The 25,453-nt window shown below is 72.9% G+C and carries 21 protein-coding genes, 4 tRNA genes, 1 other RNA gene and 1 pseudogene; 13 read left to right on the top strand and 14 right to left on the bottom strand.

The features are described 5' to 3' along the window. Positions 1–112 precede the first annotated feature (112 nt). A complete protein-coding gene (locus tag ACZ46W_RS15580) occupies positions 113–1,651 on the bottom strand; it encodes a M28 family metallopeptidase (RefSeq protein ID WP_468338743.1) in 1,539 nt (512 codons plus the stop codon). A 138-nt stretch (positions 1,652–1,789) separates the two neighbouring features. Then, a complete protein-coding gene (locus ACZ46W_RS15575) occupies positions 1,790–2,404 on the bottom strand; it encodes an HhH-GPD-type base excision DNA repair protein (RefSeq protein ID WP_468337218.1) in 615 nt (204 codons plus the stop codon). Between the two features lie 206 nt (positions 2,405–2,610). Between ACZ46W_RS15575 and ACZ46W_RS15570 the strand changes: the two genes are divergently transcribed. Next, positions 2,611–3,075 (top strand): MarR family winged helix-turn-helix transcriptional regulator, encoded by a 465-nt coding sequence (locus ACZ46W_RS15570; RefSeq protein ID WP_468337214.1) that lies wholly within the window; start codon positions 2,611–2,613, stop codon positions 3,073–3,075. A gap of 12 nt (positions 3,076–3,087) precedes the next feature. On the opposite strand, the gene ACZ46W_RS15565 is transcribed toward ACZ46W_RS15570, so the two are convergent. Further along, positions 3,088–3,456: a hypothetical protein gene (locus tag ACZ46W_RS15565; RefSeq protein WP_468337211.1), complete on the bottom strand. Its 369-nt coding sequence runs from the start codon at positions 3,454–3,456 to the stop codon at positions 3,088–3,090. On the opposite strand from ACZ46W_RS15565, the pseudogene ACZ46W_RS15560 reads away from it, so the two are divergent. After that, positions 3,404–3,763, top strand: a pseudogene (locus tag ACZ46W_RS15560) (methyltransferase domain-containing protein); the annotation flags it as partial. The gene ACZ46W_RS15565 and the pseudogene ACZ46W_RS15560 overlap by 53 nt on opposite strands. A 180-nt stretch (positions 3,764–3,943) precedes the next feature. Here the strand turns inward: ACZ46W_RS15560 and ACZ46W_RS15555 are convergent. Together ACZ46W_RS15555 and ACZ46W_RS15550 are read right to left on the bottom strand one after the other, a co-directional pair. Next, positions 3,944–5,257, bottom strand: a complete 1,314-nt coding sequence (locus ACZ46W_RS15555; RefSeq protein WP_468337209.1) for an RNA polymerase sigma factor — start codon at positions 5,255–5,257, stop codon at positions 3,944–3,946. A 6-nt stretch (positions 5,258–5,263) separates the two neighbouring features. Continuing rightward, the gene (locus ACZ46W_RS15550) at positions 5,264–5,680 is read right to left on the bottom strand and encodes a YciI family protein (RefSeq protein ID WP_468337206.1); all 417 of its coding nucleotides are present in this window, start codon (positions 5,678–5,680) and stop codon (positions 5,264–5,266) included. 415 nt (positions 5,681–6,095) lie between these two features. On the opposite strand from ACZ46W_RS15550, the gene ACZ46W_RS15545 reads away from it, so the two are divergent. Both ACZ46W_RS15545 and ACZ46W_RS15540 read left to right on the top strand, forming a co-directional pair. Beyond that, positions 6,096–7,349: an LPXTG cell wall anchor domain-containing protein gene (locus tag ACZ46W_RS15545; RefSeq protein ID WP_468337203.1), complete on the top strand. Its 1,254-nt coding sequence runs from the start codon at positions 6,096–6,098 to the stop codon at positions 7,347–7,349. A 102-nt stretch (positions 7,350–7,451) separates the two neighbouring features. Further along, entirely contained in the window at positions 7,452–8,243 is a 792-nt protein-coding gene (locus ACZ46W_RS15540; RefSeq protein ID WP_468337200.1) for an Fpg/Nei family DNA glycosylase, read from the top strand. A 96-nt stretch (positions 8,244–8,339) separates the two neighbouring features. Here ACZ46W_RS15540 and ACZ46W_RS15535 read toward each other — a convergent pair. Then, positions 8,340–8,427 (bottom strand) — tRNA-Ser (locus ACZ46W_RS15535). Between the two features lie 130 nt (positions 8,428–8,557). Here ACZ46W_RS15535 and ffs point away from each other — a divergent pair. The 6 genes from ffs to ACZ46W_RS15505 all read left to right on the top strand — a co-directional run bounded on the left by ffs (position 8,558) and on the right by ACZ46W_RS15505 (position 17,201). Continuing rightward, positions 8,558–8,656, top strand: an RNA gene (gene ffs, locus ACZ46W_RS15530) — signal recognition particle sRNA small type. A gap of 60 nt (positions 8,657–8,716) precedes the next feature. Next, positions 8,717–10,957, top strand: coding sequence for a DNA polymerase III subunit gamma and tau (locus ACZ46W_RS15525; protein WP_468337197.1), 2,241 nt, complete (start codon positions 8,717–8,719; stop codon positions 10,955–10,957). 61 nt (positions 10,958–11,018) lie between these two features. Beyond that, positions 11,019–12,269 carry a phosphoribosylamine--glycine ligase gene (gene purD / locus ACZ46W_RS15520; protein WP_468337194.1) on the top strand — a complete coding sequence of 417 codons (1,251 nt, stop codon included), beginning with the start codon at positions 11,019–11,021 and terminating at the stop codon, positions 12,267–12,269. A 278-nt stretch (positions 12,270–12,547) separates the two neighbouring features. After that, positions 12,548–14,545, top strand: coding sequence for a M48 family metalloprotease (locus ACZ46W_RS15515; RefSeq protein ID WP_468337191.1), 1,998 nt, complete (start codon positions 12,548–12,550; stop codon positions 14,543–14,545). Positions 14,546–14,699: 154 nt separating this feature from the next. Beyond that, positions 14,700–16,160 carry a N,N-dimethylformamidase beta subunit family domain-containing protein gene (locus tag ACZ46W_RS15510; RefSeq protein WP_468337188.1) on the top strand — a complete coding sequence of 487 codons (1,461 nt, stop codon included), beginning with the start codon at positions 14,700–14,702 and terminating at the stop codon, positions 16,158–16,160. Positions 16,161–16,301: 141 nt separating this feature from the next. After that, positions 16,302–17,201 carry a phosphoribosylaminoimidazolesuccinocarboxamide synthase gene (locus tag ACZ46W_RS15505; protein ID WP_468337185.1) on the top strand — a complete coding sequence of 300 codons (900 nt, stop codon included), beginning with the start codon at positions 16,302–16,304 and terminating at the stop codon, positions 17,199–17,201. A gap of 52 nt (positions 17,202–17,253) precedes the next feature. On the opposite strand, the gene ACZ46W_RS15500 is transcribed toward ACZ46W_RS15505, so the two are convergent. The 8 genes from ACZ46W_RS15500 to ACZ46W_RS15465 all read right to left on the bottom strand — a co-directional run bounded on the left by ACZ46W_RS15500 (position 17,254) and on the right by ACZ46W_RS15465 (position 21,881). Continuing rightward, a tRNA-Gly gene (locus ACZ46W_RS15500) sits at positions 17,254–17,326 on the bottom strand. A gap of 21 nt (positions 17,327–17,347) precedes the next feature. Continuing rightward, the gene (locus ACZ46W_RS15495; protein ID WP_468337182.1) at positions 17,348–17,962 is read right to left on the bottom strand and encodes a response regulator; all 615 of its coding nucleotides are present in this window, start codon (positions 17,960–17,962) and stop codon (positions 17,348–17,350) included. Continuing rightward, the gene (locus ACZ46W_RS15490) at positions 17,959–19,308 is read right to left on the bottom strand and encodes a sensor histidine kinase (protein ID WP_468337179.1); all 1,350 of its coding nucleotides are present in this window, start codon (positions 19,306–19,308) and stop codon (positions 17,959–17,961) included. Before ACZ46W_RS15490 ends, ACZ46W_RS15495 begins: the two co-directional genes overlap by 4 nt. A 26-nt stretch (positions 19,309–19,334) precedes the next feature. Next, the gene (locus ACZ46W_RS15485) at positions 19,335–20,102 is read right to left on the bottom strand and encodes an ABC transporter permease (RefSeq protein ID WP_468337176.1); all 768 of its coding nucleotides are present in this window, start codon (positions 20,100–20,102) and stop codon (positions 19,335–19,337) included. A gap of 1 nt (position 20,103) precedes the next feature. Further along, positions 20,104–21,048 (bottom strand): ABC transporter ATP-binding protein, encoded by a 945-nt coding sequence (locus ACZ46W_RS15480; protein ID WP_468337173.1) that lies wholly within the window; start codon positions 21,046–21,048, stop codon positions 20,104–20,106. Positions 21,049–21,186: 138 nt separating this feature from the next. Then, positions 21,187–21,259 (bottom strand) — tRNA-Gly (locus tag ACZ46W_RS15475). 79 nt (positions 21,260–21,338) lie between these two features. After that, a tRNA-Gly gene (locus ACZ46W_RS15470) sits at positions 21,339–21,410 on the bottom strand. Positions 21,411–21,533: 123 nt separating this feature from the next. Continuing rightward, on the bottom strand, positions 21,534–21,881 hold the full coding sequence (locus ACZ46W_RS15465; RefSeq protein ID WP_468337170.1) for a histone-like nucleoid-structuring protein Lsr2: 348 nt from the start codon (positions 21,879–21,881) through the stop codon (positions 21,534–21,536). A gap of 342 nt (positions 21,882–22,223) precedes the next feature. Here ACZ46W_RS15465 and purS point away from each other — a divergent pair, with 342 nt between their 5' ends. Genes purS through purL form a run of 3 tightly spaced genes read left to right on the top strand, consistent with a single transcriptional unit; the run spans position 22,224 to position 25,395 of the window. Then, entirely contained in the window at positions 22,224–22,469 is a 246-nt protein-coding gene (purS, locus tag ACZ46W_RS15460; RefSeq protein ID WP_073756364.1) for a phosphoribosylformylglycinamidine synthase subunit PurS, read from the top strand. Then, positions 22,466–23,146, top strand: a complete 681-nt coding sequence (purQ, locus tag ACZ46W_RS15455) for a phosphoribosylformylglycinamidine synthase subunit PurQ (protein WP_468337166.1) — start codon at positions 22,466–22,468, stop codon at positions 23,144–23,146. Before purS ends, purQ begins: the two co-directional genes overlap by 4 nt. Beyond that, positions 23,146–25,395, top strand: a complete 2,250-nt coding sequence (gene purL / locus ACZ46W_RS15450; RefSeq protein ID WP_468337163.1) for a phosphoribosylformylglycinamidine synthase subunit PurL — start codon at positions 23,146–23,148, stop codon at positions 25,393–25,395. Before purQ ends, purL begins: the two co-directional genes overlap by 1 nt. Positions 25,396–25,453 lie beyond the last annotated feature (58 nt).

The raw sequence follows: 25,453 nt of genomic DNA, 5'->3' as shown, positions 1-25,453 counted from the left end.
GGAGGGAAAAGAGGCGAGGGGGGAACAAAAACCAAAACCCCCCCCCCCCCCCCCCCCCCCCCCCCCCCCCCCCCCCCCCGCCTCCTGGGGGTGCTGTTGCTCGGTTACTCGGTTACTCGGTCACGTCGTGGTCGTGACCGTCGTGCAGGCCGCCGCCGCTGCCCGCGTCGCCGTCCGTGGGGACGGTGACGACCGGCTTGCGCAGCGAGCTGAGGTCGTGGGCGTAGACACCCACGGCGTTGGCGATGACGTCGATGTTGGCGTCGAACGCCGTCATGTTGATGTTCTTGATGTCGTCGCACTTGGCGTGGTAGCACGCGTCGTACGCGACCCCCGCCGTGCCGCCGAACTTCTCCGCCTGCTTGGCGGTCTTCAGGCCCTCCGCGCCGGTGAACGTGCCGCCGGACGGGATGCCGACCGCGATGAACGGGCCGTAGTCGGAGCGGCCGGTGAAGTCGGTGCCCTCGTGCGGGCGGCCCTGCTTGTCCATGAACTCGTTGATGTCGCGCTCGATCTGCGCGGACCCGGCCGGGCCGGCGGGCGCGCCGACGCCGTCGGAGTTGTCGCCGTCGTACACGAACAGGCCGTAGTTCGGCGAGGCGATCATGTCGAAGTTCAGGTAGAGCTTGATCTCCTTGCGGTCGAGCTCGCTGAGGTTGTCGACGTAGTGCTCGGAGCCGAGCAGGCCGTTCTCCTCGGCCGACCACCAGGCGAAGCGCACCTTGTTGGTGGGCTTCTGCTTGGACTTGGCGAGTTCCAGGGCGACTTCGAGCAGACCGGCCGAGCCGGAGCCGTTGTCGTTGATGCCGGGGCCGGCGGTCACCGAGTCGAGGTGCGAGCCGAGCATCACGGTGTTGGCGGCGTTGCCGCGGGCGGTCTCCGCGATGACGTTGTTGGTGGTCCGCTTCTCCTGGAGCTGGCGGATCTCGAAGTTCACCTCGACCGGGCCCTTGGCCAGGTCGGCGACGAGCGCCTGGCCGTCGGCCTGCGATATGCCACCGGTCGGTATCTTGCCGGCCTCGGGGGCGCCGAGGGTGCCGCCGAGCGAGCCGGGGACGTTGTTGTAGACGATCGCGCCGATCGCGCCCGCGGCCGCCGCCTGGGCCTGCTTGTCGGCGAAGGTGCAGCCGCCGCGCTTGATCAGGGCGATCTTGCCGGTGAAGGTGCCGGACGCGTAGTCGGCGGCCTCGCAGCCGGGCGTCGTGTCGTCGGCGGGGGCCGGGACGGCGGCGAGGCCGGCCTTGACGCCGCCGACGGGCGTCGACTTGGTGTACGTCATCGCCGTGATGGCGACGTCGCGCGGCGAGGGCGAGACGACGGAGAGCTTCTCCGCCTGGGTCTGCGTGTAGATGAACTCGAACTGCTGGTACGAGACCTGGTAACCGGCCTTCTTGAGCTGCTGGTACACGTACGCGGCGGAGGCGTCGTGTCCGAGCGAGCCGGCCGCCCGGTGGCCGCCGGCCGAGTCGGCTATCTGCTGGAACTTCTCCAGGTGCTTGTACGCGTCCTTGGCGGACGCCTCCCGGACCAGCTTCTTGGAGAGGTGCGCGGCGTCCTTGGCCGCCTCCTTGCCGGGGTCACCGGCGGAAGCGGGGGATGCGGAAGCCAGCAGGAGCGGGGTCGCGAGTGCGGCTGCGGCCAGGGTGGCCACGGCTCTGCGATGGGATGCGTTCACAGAGGTCCTTCCCGGTGCGAACGAGGTTGAAGGGAAGCTAGCGATCTCCCACGCTCCTGTGAACAGATGTGCCAGAACTCACGCCACATTCCGTACGTTTGGCAACGGAACGTGTCACTCCGCCGCCGAAGATCCCGTCTTCCTGGTCGATTTGGCGGTCTTGGCGGCTCGCTTCGTCTCCTGTTTGTACGCGCGGACCTTGGCGAGCGACTCCGGCCCGGTGATGTCGGCGGCCGAACGGTACGAGCCCTCCTCGCCGTACGCCCCCGCCGCCTCCCGCCAGCCCTCGGGCCGTACGCCGTACTGCTTGCCCAGCAGGGCCAGGAAGATCTGCGCCTTCTGCTTGCCGAACCCGGGCAGCGCGAGCAGCCGGTCGAGCAGCTCCTTGCCGGTGGCGGCGTCCGACCACACCGCGCTCGCGTCACCGCCGTACTCGTCCACCAGGTACTGGCAGAGCTGCTGCACCCGCTTGGCCATCGAGCCGGGGTAGCGGTGCACGGCGGGCTTGGCGGACAGCAGGCCGGCGAAGGCCTCCGGGTCGTACGCCGCGATCTCGTGCGCGTCCAGGTCGTCGGCGCCCAGCCGCTGGGCGATCGTGTACGGCCCGCAGAACGCCCACTCCATGGGCACCTGCTGGTCCAGGAGCATGCCGACGAGCGCGGCGAGCGGGCTGCGGCCCAGCAGCTCGTCGGCCTCGGGTTGCTGGGCGAGGTGGATCGTGGTCGTCATGGTTCGATGATCGCGCCGGTGCTGCGGAGCCGCACGGCGGGGGCACCCGGCTCGCGTCTGCGGCCACGGTCACGTCTGCGGCCACGGCCACGTCTGCGGCCACGAGGCGTACGGGGGCGAGGCGGGCTGCGTCCGGGGCGGCCGCCGCACGGCGGATACACCGGCGAGGCCCTCCCACATTCTGACAGCGCTGTTACATTTCGCCGATGGAACTGCTCGGTACCCGGCTCCGCCACCTCCTGGACCTGCTCGACGGCGACGTCGCCGCCGTGTACGCCGGGCTGGGCCTCGCGGGGTTCCGCCCGCGCTACACGCCCGTGGTCCGGCTGCTGGCCGCCGACGGTCCGTGTGCCATCCGCGACATCGCGGCGGCGACCGGGGTCACGCACTCGGCGGCCAGCCAGACCGTCGCCCAGATGGTCAAGGACGGGCTCGCCGTCCTCGCCCCGGACCCGGCCGACTCACGCCGCAGGGTCGCCCGCCTGACGCCGGAGGCGGAGGCGCTGCTGCCCGTGCTGGACGCGGAGTGGACGGCCACGGCGGCAGCGGCGGCGGCCCTGGAGGCGGAGCTCCCGTACCCCCTGGGCCGCCTCATCGACGAGACCCTCGCCGCCCTGTCCCGCCGCCCGATGCGCGACCGCATCGCGGACGAGCTGCCGCCGGAGGGCTGACGGCGACGCCGGTCACCCGAGTGCTTCGCCCACGAGCCGTACGCCTTCCGCGACCGTTCCAGGCGGCCCGGCCGCGTACCCCATCACCAGGCTGGGCGGGCAGGGGAGTTGGGCGTGCCACGACAGGGGGTGCACCTTCACGCCCCGGGCCAGGGCCGCCGCCGCGAGCCGGGTGTCCACCACCTCGCGCGCGCCGAAGGTGACCGTCAGGTGCAGCCCCGCCGCCGCCCCGTGTACGACCGCCCCCGGCAGGTGCCGGCCGATCACGGCGATCATCGCGTCCCGCCGCTGCCGGTGTCGCGCGGGGTGCGGTGTCGGCGCCCAGACCGTGCACCTCGCGCTGTCCAGCCCCGGCGCCCGGCTCGTCTCCGTCGACGTCAACGCCGCCTCCCTGGAACGGGCACGCGCGCGCGTGGCGGCGCACGTACCCGATGCCCGGGTGGAGTGGCACCAGGCGGACCTGCGCGAACTACGCTTTCCAGACGGCCACTTCGACCACGTCGTCGTGTGCTTCGTCCTGGAGCACCTGCCGGACCCGGGGCGCGCCCTGACCGCCCTGCTGCGGGTGTTGCGCCCGGGCGGCACGGTCACCGTGATCGAGGGCGACCACGGCTCCGCGCTCTTCCATCCCGACAGCCACCACGCACGCGTGGCGATCGACGCGCAGGTCCGCCTCCAGGCGGCGGCGGGCGGTGACGCGCTGGTCGGGCGCCGCCTCCAGCCGCTGCTGTCGGCGGCCGGGTACGACGACGTCGTCGTCCGCCCACGCACGGTGTACGCCGACCGGACACGGCCGGCGCTCGTGGAGGGGGGATCGCCGACCTGTACCGCACGGCGAGCGGCGAGGGCACGTTCCACTACACGTTCTTCAGGGCGACGGCCGTACGTCCTGGCCCTCCTGGCCCTCCTGGCCCCGGTCCCGGTCCCGCAGGCGGGCGGCCCGCGTCCGCAGATAGCGGGCCTCCGGGACGCTGAGCGTGCGGGCGGCGGCCGCCTGGTAGGCCGCCAGGGCGCCCTCGGTGTCACCCGACCGCTCCAGCAGGTGCGCGCGGACGGCGTCCAGGCGATGGTTGCCCGGAAGCCGGCCGGCCGACTGCTCCTCCAGGGCGGCGAGTTCGGCGAGCCCGGCCTCGGGCCCGTGCACCATGGCGAGGGCCACCACGCGGCTCAGCTCGGCCATGGGGTCGGGCTCCGGGGCGCGGCGCAGCAGCAGGTCGTAGAGCGCCAGGATCTGGGGCCAGTCGGTGTCCTCCGGCCGCTCCGCCTCGTCGTGCAGCGCGGCGATGGCCGCCTGGAGCTGGTACGCCCCGGCCGGCCCCTCCGCCAGGGCCTCCTCGACCAGGGCGGTGCCCTCGCGGATGGCGTCCCGGTCCCAGAGGGCGCGGTCCTGCTCGTCCAGCGGGATCAGCTCCCCGTGCGGCCCGGTGCGCGCCGCGCTGCGGGCCTCGGTGAGCAGCATGAGCGCCAGGAGTCCGGTCACGGCGCCCTCCCGGGGCAGCAGGCGGCGCACCGCGCGGGTGAGGCGGATGGCCTCGCGGGCGAGGTCGGCGCGGCGGAGTTCGCGACCGGAGGTCGCCGTATAGCCCTCGTTGAAGATCAGGTACAGCACCTGGAGGACGGCCGCGAGCCGCTGGTCACGGTCCTCCGGCCGGGGCGGGCGGAAGGGCACCCCCTTGATCCTCTGCTTGGCCCTGCTGATCCGCTGGGCCATGGTCGCCTCCGGGACCAGGTGGGCGCGGGCGATCTCGGCCGTCGTCAGGCCGCCCACCGCGCGCAGCGTCAGCGCGATCTGGGCGGCCGCCGTCAGGTCGGGGTGGCAGCACAGGAACAGGAGCGTGAGCGTGTCGTCCTCGGACGGCGCCCGGCCCTGCCCGGGCGCGTCGCCTTCCCCGGGCGGGGGCGCGGTGAACGCGTCGCGGGGCGCGAGCGCCGCCTCCGCCTCCTCGCGCCTGCGCCGCGCCTCGTCGGCCCGGAGCTGGTCCATCAGCTTGCGCGAGGCCACCCGGATGAGCCAGCCACGCGGGTTGTCCGGCACCCCGTCGCGGGGCCACTGGCGGGCGGCGGCGAGCAGGGCTTCCTGTACGGCGTCCTCGGCGGGATCGAAGTGCCCGTACCGGCGTACGAGCGCGCCGAGGACCTGCGGGGCGTGGTGCCGCAGCAGGTCCTCGACGTCGTGGTTCACGGTGCCTCAGCAGATGTCGGTGCCGTTCTCCATGATGGGCCGGATGACGACGGGGTACTCGGGCGCGCCCTCGGGCTGCGGGCAGCGGGCGACGCGCGCCGCGATCTCGGTGACCCGGTCGAGGCTGGCGCAGTCGAGCACCCAGTACCCGGCGAGCACCTCCTTCGTCTCCCCGTACGGCCCGTCGGTGATCACCGGCCGGCCGTCCTCGCCCAGGCTGACGAGACGGGTCTGGCGCGGCTCGGCGAGCCCCTGGCCGTCGACGAACTCACCCGACTCGGCGAGGTCGTCGTTGATCTCCTGCATGAACGCGAACATCGCCTGGATCTCCTTCTCGCTCCAGGCGGGGCTGTGCGCGGAGGCCTTGCCGCTCATCGCGTCGTAGTCGGCCTGCGTGCCCTGCACCATCACCAGGTACTTCATGATGCCGGTCCTTTCATGGGGTGCCTCGGATGCCTCGGAGGCTCATGGATGACGTTCACATGGGACGTCGGACCCGGCGACCCGTTCTCGACACAGTGCGGCGGTCCCGGCGAGAAAAGCCTCACAGAAACACATCGGGCACGGTGAGCAACTGCCCTTCTTGGCCGCGTTTGTCGCTCGACGCGAATGCGGGGCGCGCCCGAAGAAGGGGTATTGCCCCTCCACGCCGCCCGAACCGGTCATACGATCATCGCCGGTCGTGGTGTGCGAGGTTGTCGTGCTCCTCAGCGGCCGCTTTCGCGTTCCACCGCTCGGCCGCCGGACCCAGTCTCCGCCAGACCTACTCTTCGCCCACTCTCCGTCAGACCACTCCGCCAGACCCAGCCTCCAGACCTTTCCGACCAAAAGGGCTCCTGTGAAGATCCGCCGTGTCCTCGCGACGGCTGTCGTCGCCGCCGTCACCACGCCCGCCGTACTGCTCTCCGTCACGCCCGCGTACGCCGAGGTGCCGCCGCCCGTCGGCAGGTCCCTCGCGGGCGACGCCGCCAAGCCCTCCCTCAAGGAGCTGGAGAAGGCGGCCGCCGAGGCGCAGAAGGCGTACGACGCCGCCGTCGCCGAGGAGGTCGCGGCCCTCCAGGCGCTCATCGACGAGCAGTCCGACGAGGCACCCCTCGCCGTGGCGGCCGCCGCGGCGGCCAAGGAGGCGAAAGCCGCGGCCACCGCCAAGGAGGCCGCGGACAAGGCGCTCGCCGACGCGCAGACCGCCCTGAAGGAGCTGCCCGCGACCGCCACGGAGGCGGAGCGGGCGCAGGCGGAGAAGGACGTCGCCGACGCGCAGGTCGCCGCCGAGGCCGCCGCCAAGGCCAAGGACGCCGCCGACGCCAAGGCGGAGGCTGCCGACACGGCGCGGGACGACGCGCTGGTCGCCGCGTCCCGGCGCATCCACCTGGCCCGCCAGGCGAAGGCCAAGGCCCTCGCCGCCAAGGAGGCCGCCGACAAGGCGCTCGCCGGGGCGCGCGAGGAGGCGGAGGCGGGCGCGTGCGTCGCCGAGGACCGGCTCACCGTCACCGCGACCGGCCTGCCCGCGAAGGTCACCGCCGGTACGACGGTCGACTTCACGGTCCGCGTCACCAACGGCACCGACCGGACCCTCGACGAGGTCTGGCCGTACGTAGAGGTCGAGGCGGGCGGCGACCCGCTGGACGTCCAGTGGTCCACGGCCGCCTCCCCGGCCTGGCAGGACGTGGACGCCGACCACTACGCGGGCGCCGTCGACAAGCTCGCGCCCGGCGCCCACGCCGACGTCAAACTGCGCCTGAAGACCGACGCCAAGACGCCGGCCGGCCCCGGGGTCGCCTCCCTCGCCGCCGACTACGCCAACGACGACAAGTCGTGCGGCGGGACTCCCGAGTTCTACGAGTACGCCTTCGACGTCGTCGCCGCGGCCGCCACCCCGGGCCCGACCACCACCCCCACCGCCACGCCCGACCCGCAGCCCCAGGGCACGACGTCGCCCCTCCCGGTCACCACGACCCCCTCGCCCGGCACCCTCGCCGCCACCGGCGCCTCCTCCGCCACGCCCCTCGCCCTGGCGGCGGGCGCGGCCGTGGCACTGGGCGCGGGCACGCTCTTCGCCGCCCGCCGCCGGAAGGCCGGCACGGAGCGCTGACGTACCCCGAGGGGCCGGCCCGACCCCGGTCCGGCCCCTCTTCCCTCATGGGAATCCGGCGCGACATCCTGGATGTGTCCGCCGGATCGAAGGACGTACGCCATGCCCGAGCTGCCGGACGTCGAGGGCTTCCGGAAGGTGCTGGAATCCTGCGCGAAGGGCAGGATCATCGAGCGCGTCGACGTGCGCGACGCGGGCGTACTGCACGGGGTGAGCACGCGGCGGCTGCGCGACGCGCTGGAGGGCCGGCGGTTCACGGCGGCGGAGCGGCACGGTAAGTGGCTGCTCGCCCGCACCGACGGCGGTCCCACCCTCATGCTGCACTTCGGCATGACCGGGCTTCTGGTCTGCGGCCACCCCGACGACGCGGCGGAGGCCCACGACCGCGTCCTGTTCACCGTGGGCGGCGACCGGCAGCTCCGCTACCGCGACCAGCGCAAGCTCCAGGGCCTCTGGCTGGCCCCCGACGACGCCGCCGTCGAACGGCTGCTGGACCGCCAGGGCCCCGACGCCATGGCGGTGGACCGTACGGAGTTCGAGGCCGCGCTCTCGGCCCGCCACGGCCGCGTCAAGACCGTCCTCACCGACCAGTCCGTCCTGGCCGGACTCGGCAATCTGCTCGCCGACGAGATCCTGTGGCGCGCCGGGCTGCGCCCCACCTGCCGGGCGAACGACCTCACCGAGTCCGAACGCCGCCGCCTGTACACCCACATGCGGCGCACCCTCCGCTCCGCGGTCACCGTCGGCCGCGTCCCCCCACGCGCCTCCTGGCTCACCGGCCACCGCGACGACCCCACCCCGACCTGCCCCCGCTGCCACGGCCCCCTGCACCGCTCCCGCCTGGCGAGCCGCTCCACGGTGTGGTGCCCCCACTGCCAACCCGACGAGTCGTGAGCCCCGGCGCCCCCGAAGGCCACCCCGGGCCCCTGCCCTCCTGCTCCCATGCAAAGCCAGAGGGCCGGACCACTTCCGTGGTCCGGCCCTCTGGGCTGGCGGAGGATACGAGATTCGAACTCGTGAGGGGTTGCCCCCAACACGCTTTCCAAGCGTGCGCCCTAGGCCTCTAGGCGAATCCTCCGCCGCAAACAATACAAGACGTTGAGGAGTGCTCGCGAACCCGTTCCCGCCGGCGACCTCCGAGGGCGGCTGAGGGGGGCGGCGGGGGCCGGGGGGTGACTCCGGGGGGCCGTGGGATCGGGTAGGCTGGGCGCAGCCCCTCACGTGGCGCTATCTGACTGAACTCCCCCAGGGCCGGAAGGCAGCAAGGGTAGGTCGGCTCTGGCGGGTGCGTGGGGGGCGCTTGCGTTGGCGGGGACAGGGCCGGTGGGCCGGGCCGATTGTCGGTGGGGCCCGATATCGTCGTAAGGGTGTCGTCCCTTGCGCTGTACCGCCGCTATCGTCCCGAGTCCTTCGCCGAGGTCATCGGGCAGGAGCATGTCACCGACCCGTTGCAGCAGGCCCTGCGGAACAACCGGGTCAATCACGCGTACCTGTTCAGCGGGCCGCGCGGGTGTGGGAAGACGACCAGTGCCCGGATCCTGGCGCGGTGCCTGAACTGTGAGCAGGGTCCCACGCCCACACCGTGCGGGGAGTGCCAGTCGTGCCGGGACCTGGCGCGCAACGGGCCGGGGTCGATCGACGTCATCGAGATCGACGCCGCGTCGCACGGTGGCGTGGACGACGCCCGTGAGCTGCGCGAAAAGGCGTTCTTCGGGCCGGCGAGCAGCCGGTACAAGATCTACATCATCGACGAGGCCCACATGGTCACCTCGGCGGGCTTCAACGCCCTGCTGAAGGTGGTCGAGGAGCCGCCGGAGCACCTGAAGTTCATCTTCGCGACGACCGAGCCCGAGAAGGTCATCGGGACCATCCGGTCACGTACGCACCACTATCCGTTCCGGCTCGTGCCGCCCGGGACGCTGCGGGACTACCTGGCCGAGGTGTGCGGCAAGGAGCAGATCCACGTCGAGGAAGGCGTGCTGCCGCTCGTCGTGCGGGCCGGCGCCGGGTCGGTGCGTGACTCGATGTCCGTGATGGACCAGTTGCTGGCCGGCGCCGCCGAGGACGGTGTGACATACGCCATGGCCACGGCGCTCCTCGGCTATACGGACGGCTCGCTGCTCGACTCCGTGGTGGACGCCTTCGCCGCCGGCGACGGGGCCGCCGCGTTCGAGGTCGTCGACCGGGTCATTGAGGGCGGCAACGACCCCCGACGGTTCGTGGCCGACCTGCTGGAGCGGCTGCGCGACCTGGTGATCCTGGCCGCGGTGCCGGACGCCGCCGAGAAGGGGCTCATCGACGCGCCCGCCGACGTGGTCGAGCGGATGGCGGCCCAGGCGTCCGTGTTCGGCGCCGCCGAGCTCAGCAGGGCCGCCGACATCGTGAACACCGGGCTCACCGAGATGCGCGGGGCGACCTCGCCGCGCCTCCAGCTCGAACTGATCTGCGCGCGCGTGCTGCTGCCCGCCGCGTTCACCGACGAGCGTTCGCTGCTGGCCCGGCTGGACCGGCTGGAGCGGGGCTCGGTGGTCCAGGGCGCCGCGTTCCAGGCCACGGGCCCGGGCCCCGCCATGGGGTACGTACCCGGGCCCGAGGCCCACGCCCAGGTGCCGCCGGTCGTGCCGGGCGATGGACCCGCCGCCGCCCGCGCGGCGGTGCGGGGGCCGGGGGACGCCGCCCCGGCGCCGCAGCCCGGGCCCGCCGCCCCGGCGCCCGCCCGGACCGCGCCCCCCGCCCCGCCCGCGGAACCGGCTCCGGCGCCGTCGGCCACACCGCCCGCCGCCCAGCCCGCCGCGTCCCGGCCCGGGGCGTGGCCGTCCGCCGCCGCGCCCGGGTCCCAGGAGCCGGCCGGTCGGCCGGGCGCCTGGCCCTCCTCCGCGTCCGCGCGGCCCGCCGCCCCGGCACCCCAGCCGGAGCCGTCGGCGCCCGCGCCCACAGGCGCCCCCGCCCCGGCCCCTGCCGCCGTTCCCGCTCCCGGTATGGCCCAGGGCGCCGCCCAGGTGCGGAACATGTGGCCCGACATCCTGGAGGCGGTCAAGAACCGCCGCCGCTTCACCTGGATCCTGCTCAGCCAGAACGCCCAGGTCGCCGGCTTCGACGGCACCACCCTCCAGTTGGGCTTCCTCAATGCCGGCGCCCGGGACAACTTCGCGAGCAGCGGCAGCGAGGACGTCCTGAAGCAGGCACTCGCCGAGCAGTTCAACGTCCAGTGGAAGATCGAGGCGATCGTCGACCCGTCGGGCGGCTCCGCGCCCCCGCCCCAGTCCGGCGGCGGAGGCGGCGGTTTCACGGGCGGCAGCGGCGGCAGCGGTGGCGGAGGCTATGGCGGCGGACGCCCGGCCCAGCCGCCCGCGCCCGGCCCGCAGGCCGCCCCCCGCCCCGTACAGCAGACGCCGCAGGCCCCGGCGCCCCGGCCGGCCCCGGCCCCGGCTTCCGGGCCGCCCGCCACGGAGCCCCCGAGGGCGCCCGCCGCCCGGCAGCCGGTCAGGCCCGAGGACGACATGCCGGAGGACGACGATCCCGACCTCGTCGACTCGGCGCTCTCCGGCCATGAGCTGATCGTGCGCGAGCTCGGGGCGACGGTGGTGGAGGAATATACGAACGAGTAGCGGGGGCGTCCTCGGTGGCCCGCACAAAGATCGCCCCGCTCCGCGGGCTACCCTGGCTGGCGTGAAGGTCCTCGTCATCGGCGGCGGCGCCCGCGAACACGCCCTGTGCCGCTCTCTCTCCCTCGATCCCGACGTCACCGCTCTGCACTGCGCGCCCGGCAACGCCGGAATCGCGGAGGTCGCCGAGCTCCACCAGGTCGACGCCCTCGACGGCGCGGCCGTGGCCCGCCTGGCCACCGGCCTGGAGGCCGACCTGGTCGTCGTCGGCCCGGAGGCACCGCTCGTCGCCGGGGTCGCCGACGCCGTACGGGCGGCCGGCATCCCCTGCTTCGGCCCCTCCGAGGAGGCCGCGCGGCTGGAGGGCTCCAAGGCGTTCGCCAAGGACGTGATGGCCGCCGCCGGCGTCCCCACGGCCCGCTCGTACGTCTGCACCACCCACGACGAGATCGACGAGGCGCTCGACGCCTTCGGCGCCCCGTACGTCGTCAAGGACGACGGCCTGGCGGCCGGCAAGGGCGTCGTCGTCACCAGTGACATCGAGCAGGCCCGCGCCCACGCCCGCTCCTGCGAGCGCGTGGTCATCGAGGAGTACCTGGACGGCCCCGAGGTCTCCCTCTTCGCGATCACCGACGGCACGACCGTGCTGCCGCTCACCCCCGCCCAGGACTTCAAGCGCGCGCTCGACGGCGACGAGGGCCCCAACACCGGCGGCATGGGCGCGTACTCGCCGCTCCCGTGGGCCGACCCCAAACTGGTCGACGAGGTCATGGCGACCGTACTCCAGCCGACCGTCGACGAGCTGCGCCGCCGTGGCACGCCCTTCCAGGGACTGCTGTACGCGGGCCTCGCGATCACCTCGCGGGGCGTGCGGGTCATCGAGTTCAACGCGCGCTTCGGCGACCCCGAGACCCAGGTGGTCCTGGCCCGCCTGAGGACGCCGCTCGCGCGGGTCCTGCTGCACGCCGCCAACGGCACCCTCGACAGCGAGCCGCCGCTGAACTGGCGTGACGACGCCGCCGTCACCGTGGTGGTCGCCTCGCACAACTACCCCGGCACGCCGCGCACCGGTGACCCGATCGAGGGCCTGGACGAGGTCGCGGCGAAGGACGCGCCCCACGCGTACGTCCTGCACGCCGGTACCAGGCGGGACGGTGACGCCGTCGTCAGCGCGGGCGGGCGCGTCCTGTCCGTCACCGCGACCGGCAAGGACCTCGCCGAGGCCCGGGAGCGGGCGTACGCGGCGGTCGGACGTATCCGGCTTGACGGCTCTCAGCACCGTACGGACATCGCGCGCAAGGCCGCCGGGGCGTGAAACCCGGGCGATCGCGCGAGTGAACCGCGCGGTTCGCCGGACCGTCTTCACCTTTGCCCAAAGCCATTCCATCGAGTGACGGCTGACCCATCCGGATGACGCCTGCCGATGCCCCAACTAGGGTGCCGCGCAAGCGTTCCGGCACTTGGCCCACCGGCATTGCGATGTCAGTGGCGGGTGCCACAGTGGGGGAGTGACCAACACCGCCGCGAGGCAGTCCGCCACAGGGCAGAAGGGGGTGACGTACGGCCGTGTCCGATTCCGGTACTCGTTTCGGAATGGGTGAGGAGCTGGGCGCACGGGCCGCGCATGCCCGGGCCCTGGCCGTGCTGCGGGTGCGCGGCAGGGCGCTGGCCGTGGCGCTGCTGCCCGCCGCGCTCGCCGTCGTACTGCTGGCCGGTGGCGCCACGGGCCATCTGTCCGGCGCCGGCTGGGACGCCGCCCGCTGGGTGGTGTCCGTGCTCGCGGTCGTCGTGCTGCTGGCGGCCGCCGCGGTCGGCACCGTGATCGCGCGGGCCCGCCCGGCGCTCACCCCGACGGTCGAGATCCCCCGGGAGTCGGCCCCCGACCTGTACCGGATGGTGCAGGACCTGGCGGGGCGGCTCGATGTGCCGGTGCCGTCCGGGATAGCGCTGACGCCGGACTGCGACAGTTGGCTCGAGGACCGTACGCACCCGGCGCACGGCATACCGGGCGTGCCCGGCGTGCACCGCTCCGACACCCCGCCCGTCCTGGTCATAGGGTCACCGTTCCTCTGGTGGATGCGGGTCGCCGAGCTGCGGGCGGTGCTGGCGCCGGTCGTCGCCGGTACGGGACCGTCCGCGCACCCCGACATAGCGGCGGCCCGCCGTTTCGTCCGGGGCCTGGACGCGGCGGTCGCGGTGGCGGACCGGCCGGGGCTCGATCCGGTACGGCGCCTGGGGGCGCGCCTGGTCGGCGTGGTGGTGCGGGTGCTGCTGCGCAACTGCCGGGTGCACGCGGCCGAGATGGAGCGGGGCGTGGCGGCGGCCGCGTCGGAGCGTGCACAGGCTGTGGATTACGGTCTGCGGATCGTCGCCCAGGAGCAGGTCGGGCTGGCGTACGCGGGCTGGGACCGGCTGCTGACCCGGGTCGCCCTGCCCGCCTGGCGCATGGGCCGCTGGCCCTCCCGGCTGGACGCGGGCGTCGTCTCGGCGCTGACCGAACTGTCGCGCCGCGACCGGCTGGCGGAAGGGTTCGCCTCCCGGCTGGGTGAGCGGCCCGCGTGCGACCTGCTGGAGGAGCCCGGGCTCGTCGACGAGGCCACCTCGCTGCTCGCCGCGCGCCTCTTCCACGGCGGGCCGGCGGAGGCGGGCCCCGGCTGGGCCCCGGTGGACTGGCAGCAGTACCCGGACGAGGTCGTCGACCGCAAATGGCGTACGGAGGCGGCCCGCCTCCACCGGGTCCTCGACCGCCTCGGCGTCGACCCGGACGCGGACGCGACGCTGGCCCGGGTGATGGACCACCTGGCCACCGCCCACACCGGCGAGACGCTCGCCGCCGCCATCACCGCCGAACTCTCCCGCGAGGCCACCACCGGCCCGCCGACGCCCGCCCCGGCTCCCGCACCCGCCGCGACCCCCGCACCCGGCCCGGCTCCCGCCACGGCCGACGCCCCGGACCCCGGCGCGCCCAGCTCCGCCGGTGCGGCACCCGCCCCCGACCCGGCCCCCGACCCGGCCCCCGAGCCGGCCCCCGAGCCGGCCCCCGAGCCGGACACGGCCCGCACCCCTGCCCCGGAAGCCCCGGAAGCCCCCGCGCCCACGCCCCCGGCCACCCCCACCCCCGCGCCCCCGCAGCCCCCCGTACCGTCAGCCACCCCCGCCCCAAGCCCCACCCCCGCCCCCGCCCCAACCCCAAGCCCAACCCCCGCCACCCCGACCGCCCCCACCACCCCGACCGCCCCCATCCCGCCCACCCCACCACGCCCCATATCCGTCCCCGGCGATCTGGACCATGCCGCGTGGGGGCCCGGGGGCGACGCGCTGCCGTTGTTCCCGTTGCAGCCGCCGCGCAGTGGGCGGGAGCTGCTGGCGGACCACGTGACCGCCATGGTCTGCTGCGCGGCCGTCGACACGGCGGGTGCCGCGCCCGGGCTGGACTGGCTCGACGGGCCGACCCTCCTGGTGGGCGGAAAGCGCCACCCCGACCTCGCCGCCCGGGTGCTGAGCCTCATAGAGGACGCCGATCCGGAGCCCCTCCGCTCCTGGCTGGCGACCGTCGGCGTGCGTCCCGAGAAGCCCGTACGCCTCGTCTGACCGATGTGGGACGGACGCGCGACCGGCGCGCCGAAACCGGAATGCCACGTTCCGTTCTCGCCAATTAACGACGAACGGTGACGGAGTGAGTGCGTTATGTGATGTGCTGGAGACCGGCACTGACAGTCGCGGGGGAATCGAGGGAGGGGCGCACATGGGGGCGGAACAGATTCGGCGGTGGGAATCGGGAGCCCTCGCCCATGCCGTCACGGACCCGTTCGGCCAGGGACCGCTGCCCTGGCTCCGCGGCAGCGAGCAGTACTTCGGCGACACCGGCCAGGTCGTCCCCTGGTACGCCGACCCCGCCCTCGCACGCGGCGGCCACGGCGGACCGCGCTCCGCCGACGACGTACGCCGGCAGATCAAGGGCTTCGCCTCCACCGGCGCGGTCGCCCCCGGCGAGGCGATCGACTTCCACATCACCGTGGACCCGCCCCAGCAGTTCTCGGTCGACATCTATCGGATCGGGCACTACGCGGGCGACGGCGCCGCCAAGATCACCACCAGCCCGCGCCTTTCCGGCATCGTCCAGCCGCCCCCGCTCACCGCCGACCGGACGGTCTCCTGCCACCACTGGTGGCTCTCCTGGCGGCTCCAGGTGCCGTCCTACTGGTCGATCGGCGCGTACGTGGCGGTCCTCACCACCCTCGACGGCTACCGCTCCCACATCCCCTTCACCGTCCGCGACAGCCACCCCGCCGACCTGCTCCTGCTCCTCCCGGACATCACCTGGCAGGCGTACAACCTCTATCCGGAGGACGGCCGCACCGGGGCCAGCCTCTACCACGCCTGGGACGAGGACGGCCGCCTGCTCGGCGAGGAGGACGCCGCCACCACCGTCTCCTTCGACCGCCCCTACGCGGGCGCGGGGCTGCCGCTCCACGTCGGCCACGCCTACGACTTCATCCGCTGGGCGGAGCGGTACGGCTACGACCTCGCCTACGCCGACGCGCGCGACCTGCACGCCGGCCGCATCGACCCGACCCGGTACCGGGGCCTGGTCTTCCCCGGCCACGACGAGTACTGGTCGGTGCCCATGCGCCGCACCGTGGAGCAGGCCCGCGACCAGGGCACCTCGCTGGTGTTCCTGTCCGCCAACACCATGTACTGGCAGGTCGAGCTGGCGCCCTCGCCCTCCGGCGTCCCGGACCGGCTCCTCACCTGCCGAAAACGCCGGGGCCCGGGCAAGCCCGCCCTGTGGCGCGAGATCGACCGGCCCGAGCAGCAGCTCCTCGGCATCCAGTACGCGGGCCGGGTCCCGGAACCGCACCCGATGGTCGTCCGCAACGCCGAGCACTGGCTCTGGGACGCCACGGGCGCCGGCGAGGGCGACGAACTGCCCGGCCTGGTCGCCGGCGAGGCCGACCGGTACTTCCCGCGCACCGCCCTCCCCGAGCACCGGCGCCGCATCCTGCTCGCCCACTCCCCCTACCGGGACGGCGAGAACAACGTGCGCCACCAGGAGACCTCCCTGTACCGGGCCCCCTCCGGCGCCCTGGTGTTCGCCTCGGGCACGTTCGCCTGGTCACCGGCCCTGGACCGGCCGGGTCATGTCGACCTCCGTATCCAGCGCGCCACGGCCAACCTCCTGGACCGCATCTGCAAACGGGACTAGAACCCCCCTGAAAGGCTCATCCCGAAGATCCTTCCTGAAGATCCCGCGCGCCCCACACGTTCCGCGAGACCCCTGGCCAAAGCCCCGGCTCCCGCATGCGGGAGAATCGGAGTCGATTGGACAGAACCACGGGGAGGAACCGTGTCCGGATTCGTCGAAAAGCCCGAGCCCGTCGAGGTCCCGGGCCTGGTGCATCTGCACACCGGCAAGGTGCGCGACCTGTACCAGAACGAGGCGGGCGAGCTCGTCATGGTCGCCAGTGACCGCATCTCCGCCTACGACTGGGTGCTGCCCACCGAGATCCCGGACAAGGGCCGTGTCCTCACCCAGCTCTCGCTCTGGTGGTTCGACCGGCTCGCCGATCTCATCCCCAACCACGTCATCTCCACCGAGCTGCCCGCCGGCGCCCCCGCCGACTGGGCGGGCCGCACCCTGATCTGCCGGTCGCTGCGCATGGTCCCGGTCGAGTGCGTGGCCCGCGGCTACCTCACCGGCTCCGGCCTCGCCGAGTACAACGAGTCCCGTACGGTCTGCGGCCTCGCCCTCCCCGAAGGCCTCACCGACGGCTCCGAGCTGCCCGCGCCGATCTTCACCCCCGCCACCAAGGCGGCCGTCGGCGACCACGACGAGAACGTGTCGTACGAGGAGGTCGCCCGCCAGGTCGGCCCGGAGACCGCCGCCCAGCTCCGCCAGTCGACCCTCGCGATCTACTCCCGCGCCCGGGACATCGCCCGCGACCGGGGCATCATCCTCGCGGACACCAAGTTCGAGTTCGGCCACGACGGCGACGGCCTGGTCCTCGCCGACGAGGTGCTGACGCCGGACTCCTCGCGCTTCTGGCCGGCCGACGCCTGGGAGCCGGGCCACGCCCAGCCGTCGTACGACAAGCAGTACGTCCGCGACTGGCTGACCTCGCCGGCCTCGGGCTGGGACCGCACGAGCGAGCAGCCGCCCCCGCCCCTCCCGCAACAGGTCGTGGACGCGACCCGGGCGAAGTACCTGGAGGCGTACGAGCTGCTGACCGGCCACGCCTGGCAGTAGGCGCGGTGAACGCGGAAGCCCCCCGGCCGACCGGCCGGGGGGCTTCCATCTGAGCGGACGACGAGGCTCGAACTCGCGACCTCAACCTTGGCAAGGTTGCGCTCTACCAACTGAGCTACGTCCGCATGCGCCGTAGCGCGAGACCACTATACCCAACCTCGCTCCCGCGCGAGACGTGCCGCCGCATGACGGTTCTCGGCGCCCAGCTTCGAGGCGGCCGACGACAGGTAGTTCCGTACCGTCCCGGGCGACAGGGACGCCCGCTCGGCGATCTCCGCGATCGGCGCCCCGTCCATCGCCAGCTCCAGCACCTCCGCCTCCCGGGCGGTCAGCGGGGAGTCCCCGGCGGAGATGGCGTCGGCGGCCAACTCGGGGTCGACGTAACGGTTTCCGGCGTGCACGGTACGGATGATCTCGGCGAGCCGCTGGGCGCTGACGGTCTTCGGTACGAAGCCCCGCACGCCCGCCGCGAGGGCCCGCTTCAGGTGCCCGGGACGCCCGTGCCCGGTCACGATCATGGTCCGGCACCCGGGGAGCTCGGCCCGCAGCGATGTGGCGACCTTCACACCGTCCGCGCCCGGCATCTGGAGGTCCAGCACCGCGACGTCCGGCAGGTGCGCCCGGGCCATGGCGAGCGCCTCGGGCCCGGACGCCGCCTCGGCGACGACCACGAGATCGTCCTCCAGCCCGAGCAGGGCGGCCAGGGCGCCCCGTATCAGGTGCTCGTCATCGGCCAGCAGTACGCGTACGGGGGCGGTCACCGCGCCCCCTCCCGCACCGAGGCAGCCCCCTCCGGCACCGGGGGCCCCTCCTCCGGCACCGAGGCCCCCACCGGCACCCGTGCCGTCACCCGGAACCGCCCGCCGCTCACCCGCCGGGCCTCCAGCGTCCCGTCCAGCGCCGCCAGCCGCTCCCGCAGCCCGGCCAGGCCCGACCCGGTCCCAGGACCCGATCCGGCCCCGGCGGAAGAACCACCGTCCACCCCGTCGTTCTCCACCACCAGCACCACGCACCTCTCCTCCGCGCCAACCGCTCCCGACCCCGGCCCCGCTCCCGACCCCGACCCCGGCCCCGCTCCCGGCACCGACACCGACACCGTGCACCGCCGGGCGTCCCCGTGCCGCAGCACGTTCGTCGTCCCCTCCCGCACCACCCAGGCGAGCGCCGACTGGACCCGCGCCGGCAGCTCCGCCTCCGCCGACGCCTCCGCCACGTCCACCGTGCACGCGATCCCGGCCGCCGCCAGCACGCTCCGCGCGCCCTCCAGCTCCGTGTGCAGATCGGCCTCCCGGTAACCCCGCACCACGTCCCGCACCTCCCGCTGGGACTCCTGGGCGATCCGCTGCACCTCGGCCATCTGTTCCACGGCCGCCTCCGCCTTGCCCCGCCGGGCGAGCTGTACGGCCAGCTCGCTCTTCAGGGCGATCACGGACAGGTTGCGGCCCATCACGTCGTGCAGGTCCCGCCCGAACCGCAGCCGCTCCTCCGCGACCGCGAGCCGCGCCTGGAGCTCGCGCGCCGCGTCCAGCTCCCACACCGCCCGCAGCAGCCACCCCGAGAACCCGCTGGTGAACGCCAGCATCAGCCCGGCGATCAGGAGCCCTACCGCGAACCCGGCCGCCTCGCCCCGGCGCATCCCCAGCGCCAGGCAGAGCAGCCCGAGCCCCGCCCCCGTCGCCAGCACCAGGTACAGCATGTGCCGGACCTTCGCCATGCACAGCACCACCGAGCAGATGCCGAAGCCGAGCGCCCCGATCACCACGGCGCCGGCGGTCCCCGCTTCGTTCAGCGCACCGACCCTGTACAGCACCAGCGCCCCGGCCGCCGCCCCCACCGACAGCGCGCCGTGCGCGGCGATGAGCCGGTAGGGGCGCTCCCGCCGGCCCACGTTCCAGTCCAGCGCCCTCGACGACACCACCCCGCCCAGCACGGCGTGCGCACACGACAGCAACAGCAGCCAGCCGCCCAGCGGCTGCGGCGCACCGGCGAACGCCCGCAGTCCGATCGCGCCGACCTCGATCAGCACGAACGTGTGGAACGACCAACGGGTGTAGAGCTCGACCTTCTCCGGGTTGCTCCGCCGGCTCCACCACCCGGTCAGCTTCATCCCCGTATCCCCCCCGACCCCGTACGTCAGCGCCGTGGTTCCCAGCGGAACCACCGCTGCACAGCAAACACCGAGACAACCGTCCAGGCCAGCGCCGTCAGCGCCGCGCCCACCAGTTCCCTCGCGTCCCCGGCGCCGCCCAGCCAGCCGGCCCGTACCAGCGTCATCACGCCCGACAGAGGCAGCAGTTCGCACACGGAGGCGACCTTCTCCGGGAGTATCTCCAGCGGGACGAACAGGCCGGAGCCGATCGCCGAGATCAGGAACAGCGGCATGGTGGTGATCTGTGCGCTCTCCACGGTCCGGGTGACCGCGGCCGTCGCCCCGGCGAGCGCGATGAGCATCACCACACCCAACAGCACCCCCAGCACCAGGAGTTCCGGCCGCTGCGGTGCCCGGGTGCCGAGGAACACCACGCCGGCCGCCACGATCAGCGTGCTCTGCGCCACCGCGAGCACCAGCGCGGGCAGCGCGGTCCCGGCGAGGATCTCCCGGTCGGACGCCTCGCCCGTGCGCAGCCGCTTGAGCACCAGCTCCTCGCGCCGCGCCACGTACGCCGAGACGAGGTTGAGGTAGACGACGAGGATCAGCATCATCACCACGCCGCCGCTCAGCGCCGCCTCAAGGGCGCTCATCCCGGCCCGTTCGAGGTCGACCCGGTCGAGCGAGGACCGCAGCACCCCCACCATCAGCACGGGCATCAGCAGCGCGGTGAACAGCGCGTACCGGTTCCGTACGAGGAGGGTCAGCTCGGCCCGCCCCAGCGCGCCCATGCGTTCCGCCACCGAGGTCATGTCACATACCCACCGTTTCGTTCCGTGCGTCGTTCCGGACGTCGTTCCGTGCGTCGTTCCGCGCGATGTCGAGGAAGGCCTCCTCCAGGGAGGCGGACCGGGCGTCGAGCCCTTCGAGCCGTACGTCCGTCTCGCGGGCCCACAGCAGCAGTTCGCCGAGGGCGTCCTGGAGCTCGTGGGTACGGATCTCGACCCGCCGGCCCGTCGCCGCGGCCCGCAGTGACAGCGGCAGCCGCCCGGCCGGCACCCCTTCGGGGAGGGCGAAGCGGATGCGGGCCGGCCGCGAGGCCGTCACCTCGGCGGGCGTGCCGGCCGTCACGATCCGCCCCTGGTGCATGATGGCCAGCCGGTCGGCGAGCGACTCGGCCTCCTCCAGGTAGTGCGTGGTGAGCAGCACGGTCGTACCGCCGTCCCGCAGCGCCCGCACCAACTCCCAGGTGTCGCGCCGCCCTTCCGCGTCCAGGCCGGTCGACGGCTCGTCCAGGAACAGCACCTCGGGGCGGCCGAGCAGGGCCAGTGCCAGGTCGAGCCGCCGCTTCTCGCCGCCGGACAGTTGCTTGACGCGCACCCCGGACCGGGCGCCCAGCCCGACCATCTCCAGCGCCTCCCCGGCCGGCCGCGCACCGGTGGTGCAGCCGGCCCACATCCGTACGGTCTCGGCGACCGTGAGGTCGGAGGGGAAACCGCCCTCCTGGAGCATCACGCCGATCCGGGGCCGGACCGCGGCGCGTTCGGCGTACGGGTCGTGGCCGAGGACCCGTACGGTGCCGCCGCTCGGGCGGGCGAGGCCCTCCAGCAGTTCCACGGTGGAGGTCTTGCCGGCGCCGTTGGTGCCGAGCAGGGCGAAGATCTCGCCGCGCGCCACGGAGAAGGTGATGCCCGTCACGGCCTCGAACCCCCCGGCGTAGCGGCGCCGGAGGTCCTCCGCCTCAATCACGTTGGTCATGCCTCAAGGCTTCCGCCACCCGCCGCGCGGGGGCAGGCCGCGCTGTCACCGGTTGTCGATGACAAATGTCATCGGGCGGCGACCCGGTGGCGGAACGCCGAAGGCCCCGGTCGTGATGACCGGGGCCTTCGTACTCTGAGCGGACGACGAGATTCGAACTCGCGACCCTCACCTTGGCAAGGTGATGCTCTACCAACTGAGCCACGTCCGCATTGCTCCCGACCGACTTTCACCGGGCGGTGCGAACACCACTGTACCTGATCCACCGGAGTGGTTGGTAAGCGATGCAGAGCGGGTGACAGGAATCGCACACTGCGCCTTCCCCCTGGAAGGGGGATGTTCTACTACTGAACTACACCCGCACGCTGCGTGAGGTCCGGGGCCTTTCGGCCTCGCCCCTCGGCGTGATCCAGACTCTAGCGGATCACCAGGGGTGTCGCGCAACTCGGTGCTCCGAGGGGGCGCCGGGGTGGGGCGGCGGGGCGTCAGCTCGCCTCGCGGAACGCCTCGTAGACCCGCTTCGGGATCCGGCCGCGGGCCGGGACGTCCATCTTGTTCGACTGCGCCCAGGCGCGGACCGCCGCCGGGTCGGGTTCGAGCGAGGTGTGCTTGTACGAGGCGCGGGACTTGCCGCGGCCGGTTCCGGTACCGCCGCCGACGGACCGCTTGCGGCCGGCCTCCACGTACGGCTCAAGGGCCTTGCGCAGTTTCTTTGCATTGGCGGGGTTGAGGTCGATCTCGTACATCTTGCCGTCGAGGCCGAAGGTGACCGTTTCCGTCGCTTCTCCTCCGTCGATGTCGTCGAAGAGCGTGACCACTACGCGCTGCGCCACGGATATCGGTCCTTTCCCGCGGTGTGCCGCCCTGACCTGCTTGACATGCCTGACGTGACATGTCTGACATGCGGCTATACCGGATTTACGGCTGTTGACGGGCAATGCTGCTTTCCGCTGTATTCCTTTGTACAGCGGATCACATGGCATTGTGAAGCCCAGGCAATTGCATCAGCGTGTCCGGAGGCAATGGCCGGTGGCATTCTTTTCCGGGATTTTTCCTGCTGGATGTCGGCGTGTTCCTGTGTCCATTTGTAGGGTCCTCCAGATGTCTACTCGCGTAGATTTTGGAGACAGGTACGCTGAGGGAACCGCCCACGCAACACACCACCGGGAGTGCCAGTGGCACGCGTCGTAGTCGACGTCATGCTCAAGCCGGAGATCCTCGACCCGCAGGGACAGGCGGTGCAGCGCGCACTGCCCCGCCTCGGTTTCGAGGGGATCGCCGACGTCCGTCAGGGAAAGCGTTTCGAGCTCGATGTGGAGGGGCCGGTCGATGACGCCGCCCTCGCCCGCATCCATGAGATGGCCGAGACGTTCCTCGCCAACACCGTCATCGAGGACTTCGTCGTGAAGGTGGAGTCGTGACCGCTCGGATCGGGGTCGTCACCTTCCCCGGGACGCTCGACGACCGGGACGCGCTGCGCGCGGTCCGGCTGGCGGGTGCGGAGCCCGTCCCGCTCTGGCACCGCGACAAGGACCTCAAGCAGGTCGACGCGGTCGTCCTGCCGGGCGGGTTCTCCTACGGCGACTACCTGCGCGCCGGGGCCATCTCCCGGTTCTCGCCGGTGATGGAAACGATCATCGAGCAGGCCAGGGCCGGAATGCCGGTCCTGGGCATCTGCAACGGCTTCCAGGTGCTGACCGAGTCGCACCTGCTGCCCGGCGCGATGCTGCGCAACAACCACCTGCACTTCATCTGCCGCGACCAGAAGCTGCGGGTGGAGAACGCGGGGACCTCCTGGACCGCCGATTACGCGCAGGACCAGGAGATCCACATCCCGCTGAAGAACATCGACGGCCGGTACGTCGCCGACGAGCGCACGCTCGACGAGCTGGAGGCCGAGGGCCGGGTCGTCTTCCGGTACGTCGACTTCAACCCGAACGGCTCGCTGCGGGACATCGCCGGCATCACCAACGCCGCCGGCAATGTCGTCGGCCTGATGCCGCACCCGGAGCACGCCGTTGAGCCGCTGGTCGGTACGGGCCGTACCGACGGGCTCGGTTTCTTCACCTCGATCCTCAAGAAGCTGGTCAACGTCTGATGAGCCTCGACACCGTCAAGCACGCCACCGAGACCCCCGACGTCGAGCAGCCGTGGGCCGAGCTCGGCCTGAAGAAGGACGAGTACGAGCGCATCCGGGAGATCCTCGGCCGGCGCCCGACCGGTGCCGAGCTGGCCATGTACTCCGTGATGTGGTCGGAGCACTGCTCGTACAAGAGCAGCAAGGTCCACCTGAAGCAGTTCGGCGAGAAGGCCCCCGAGAACGACGCGATGCTCGTCGGCATCGGCGAGAACGCGGGCGTCGTCGACGTCGGCCAGGGGTACGCGGTGACCTTCAAGGTCGAGTCGCACAACCACCCCTCGTACATCGAGCCCTACCAGGGCGCGGCCACCGGCGTCGGCGGCATCGTCCGCGACATCCTCGCGATGGGCGCCCGCCCGGTCGCGGTCGTCGACCCGCTGCGGTTCGGCGCGGCCGACCACCCCGACACCAAGCGCGTCCTGCCGGGCGTGGTCGCGGGCATCGGCGGCTACGGCAACTGCCTGGGCCTGCCGAACATCGGCGGCGAGGTCGTCTTCGACTCCTGCTACCAGGGCAACCCGCTGGTCAACGCCGGCTGCATCGGCGTGATGAAGCACGAGGACATCCACCTGGCCAAGGCCTCCGGCCCCGGCAACAAGGTCATCCTGTACGGCGCCCGCACGGGCGGCGACGGCATCGGCGGCGTCTCGGTGCTCGCCTCGGAGACCTTCGACGACACAAAGCCGACCAAGCGGCCCGCCGTCCAGGTCGGCGACCCGTTCCAGGAGAAGCTCCTGATCGAGTGCACCCTTGAGATCTTCAAGGAGAAGCTCGTCGCGGGCATCCAGGACCTCGGTGGCGCGGGCCTGTCCTGTGCGACCAGCGAGCTCGCCTCCGCCGGTACCGGCGGTATGCGCGTGGAGCTGGACACCGTGCCGCTGCGTGACGCGTCGCTCTCGCCGGAGGAGATCCTCATGAGCGAGTCGCAGGAGCGCATGTGCGCGATCGTCGAGCCGCAGCACGTCGACCGCTTCATGGAGATCTGCGAGAAGTGGGACGTCATCGCCACCGTCATCGGTGAGGTGACCGACGGCGACCGGCTGGAGATCTTCTGGCACGGCGAGCAGATCGTGGACGTGCCGCCGGGCACGGTCGCCCATGAGGGCCCGACCTACCACCGGCCGTACGAGCGGCCCGCGTGGCAGGACGCCCTCCAGGCCGACGACGCGAACAAACTGCCCCGGCCCACCTCCGGCGAGGAACTGCGCGCGCAGGTCCTCCAACTGGTCGCGCACCCGAACCAGGCCTCCAAGGCGTGGATCACCGACCAGTACGACCGGTTCGTGCAGGGCAACACCGTCCTCGCCCAGCCCGAGGACTCCGGCATGATCCGGATCGACGAGGAGACCAACCTCGGCGTGGCGATCGCGACGGACGGCAACGGCCGGTACGCGAAGCTCGACCCGTACACGGGCGCGCAGCTCGCGCTGGCGGAGTCGTACCGCAATGTCGCCGCCTCCGGTGCCAAGCCGCTCGCCATCTCCGACTGCCTGAACTTCGGTTCGCCCGAGGACCCGGCGGTGATGTGGCAGTTCGCCGAGGCCACGCGCGGTCTGGCGGACGGCTGCCGGCAGCTCGGTACGCCGGTGACCGGCGGCAACGTCTCGCTGTACAACCAGACGGGCGAGGTGGCGATCCACCCGACGCCGGTGGTGGCCGTGCTGGGCGTGATCGACGACGTGAACCGCCGTACGGCCATCGCCTTCGCGGAGGAGGGCCAGCTCCTCTACCTGCTGGGCGACACGCACGAGGAGTTCGGCGGCTCGGCCTGGTCCGAGGTCGTCCACAACCACCTCGGCGGCCTGCCGCCGCGGGTGGACCTGGACCGGGAGAAACTGCTCGGCGAGATCCTGATCGCCGCTTCCCGTGACGGCATGATCGACGCCGCCCACGACCTGTCGGACGGCGGTCTCGTCCAGGCGGTCGTCGAGTCCTGCCTGCGCGGCGGGAAGGGCGCGCGCCTGGTCGTCCCGGACGGTCTGGACGCCTTCACGTTCCTGTTCAGCGAGTCGGCCGGCCGTGCGGTCGTGTCCGTCCCGCGCAGCGAGGAGCTCCGCTTCACCGACATGTGCGGCGCGCGGGGCCTGCCCGCGACGCGGATCGGTGTGGTGGACGGCGACGAGATCGACGTGCAGGGCGAGTTCAGCGTCGCGCTGAGCGAGCTGCGTACGGCGCACGAGGCGACCATCCCGGGTCTGCTCGCCTGACCCGACCCCGCTGAGAGAGCCCCTGTCCGGACCCGGTGGTCCGGGCGGGGGCTCTTTT

The organism is Streptomyces sp. NPDC031064 (genome assembly GCF_055570965.1).
Note: the sequence above shows the minus strand (reverse complement) of the source record. Positions and strands in the feature narration are given on the sequence as shown.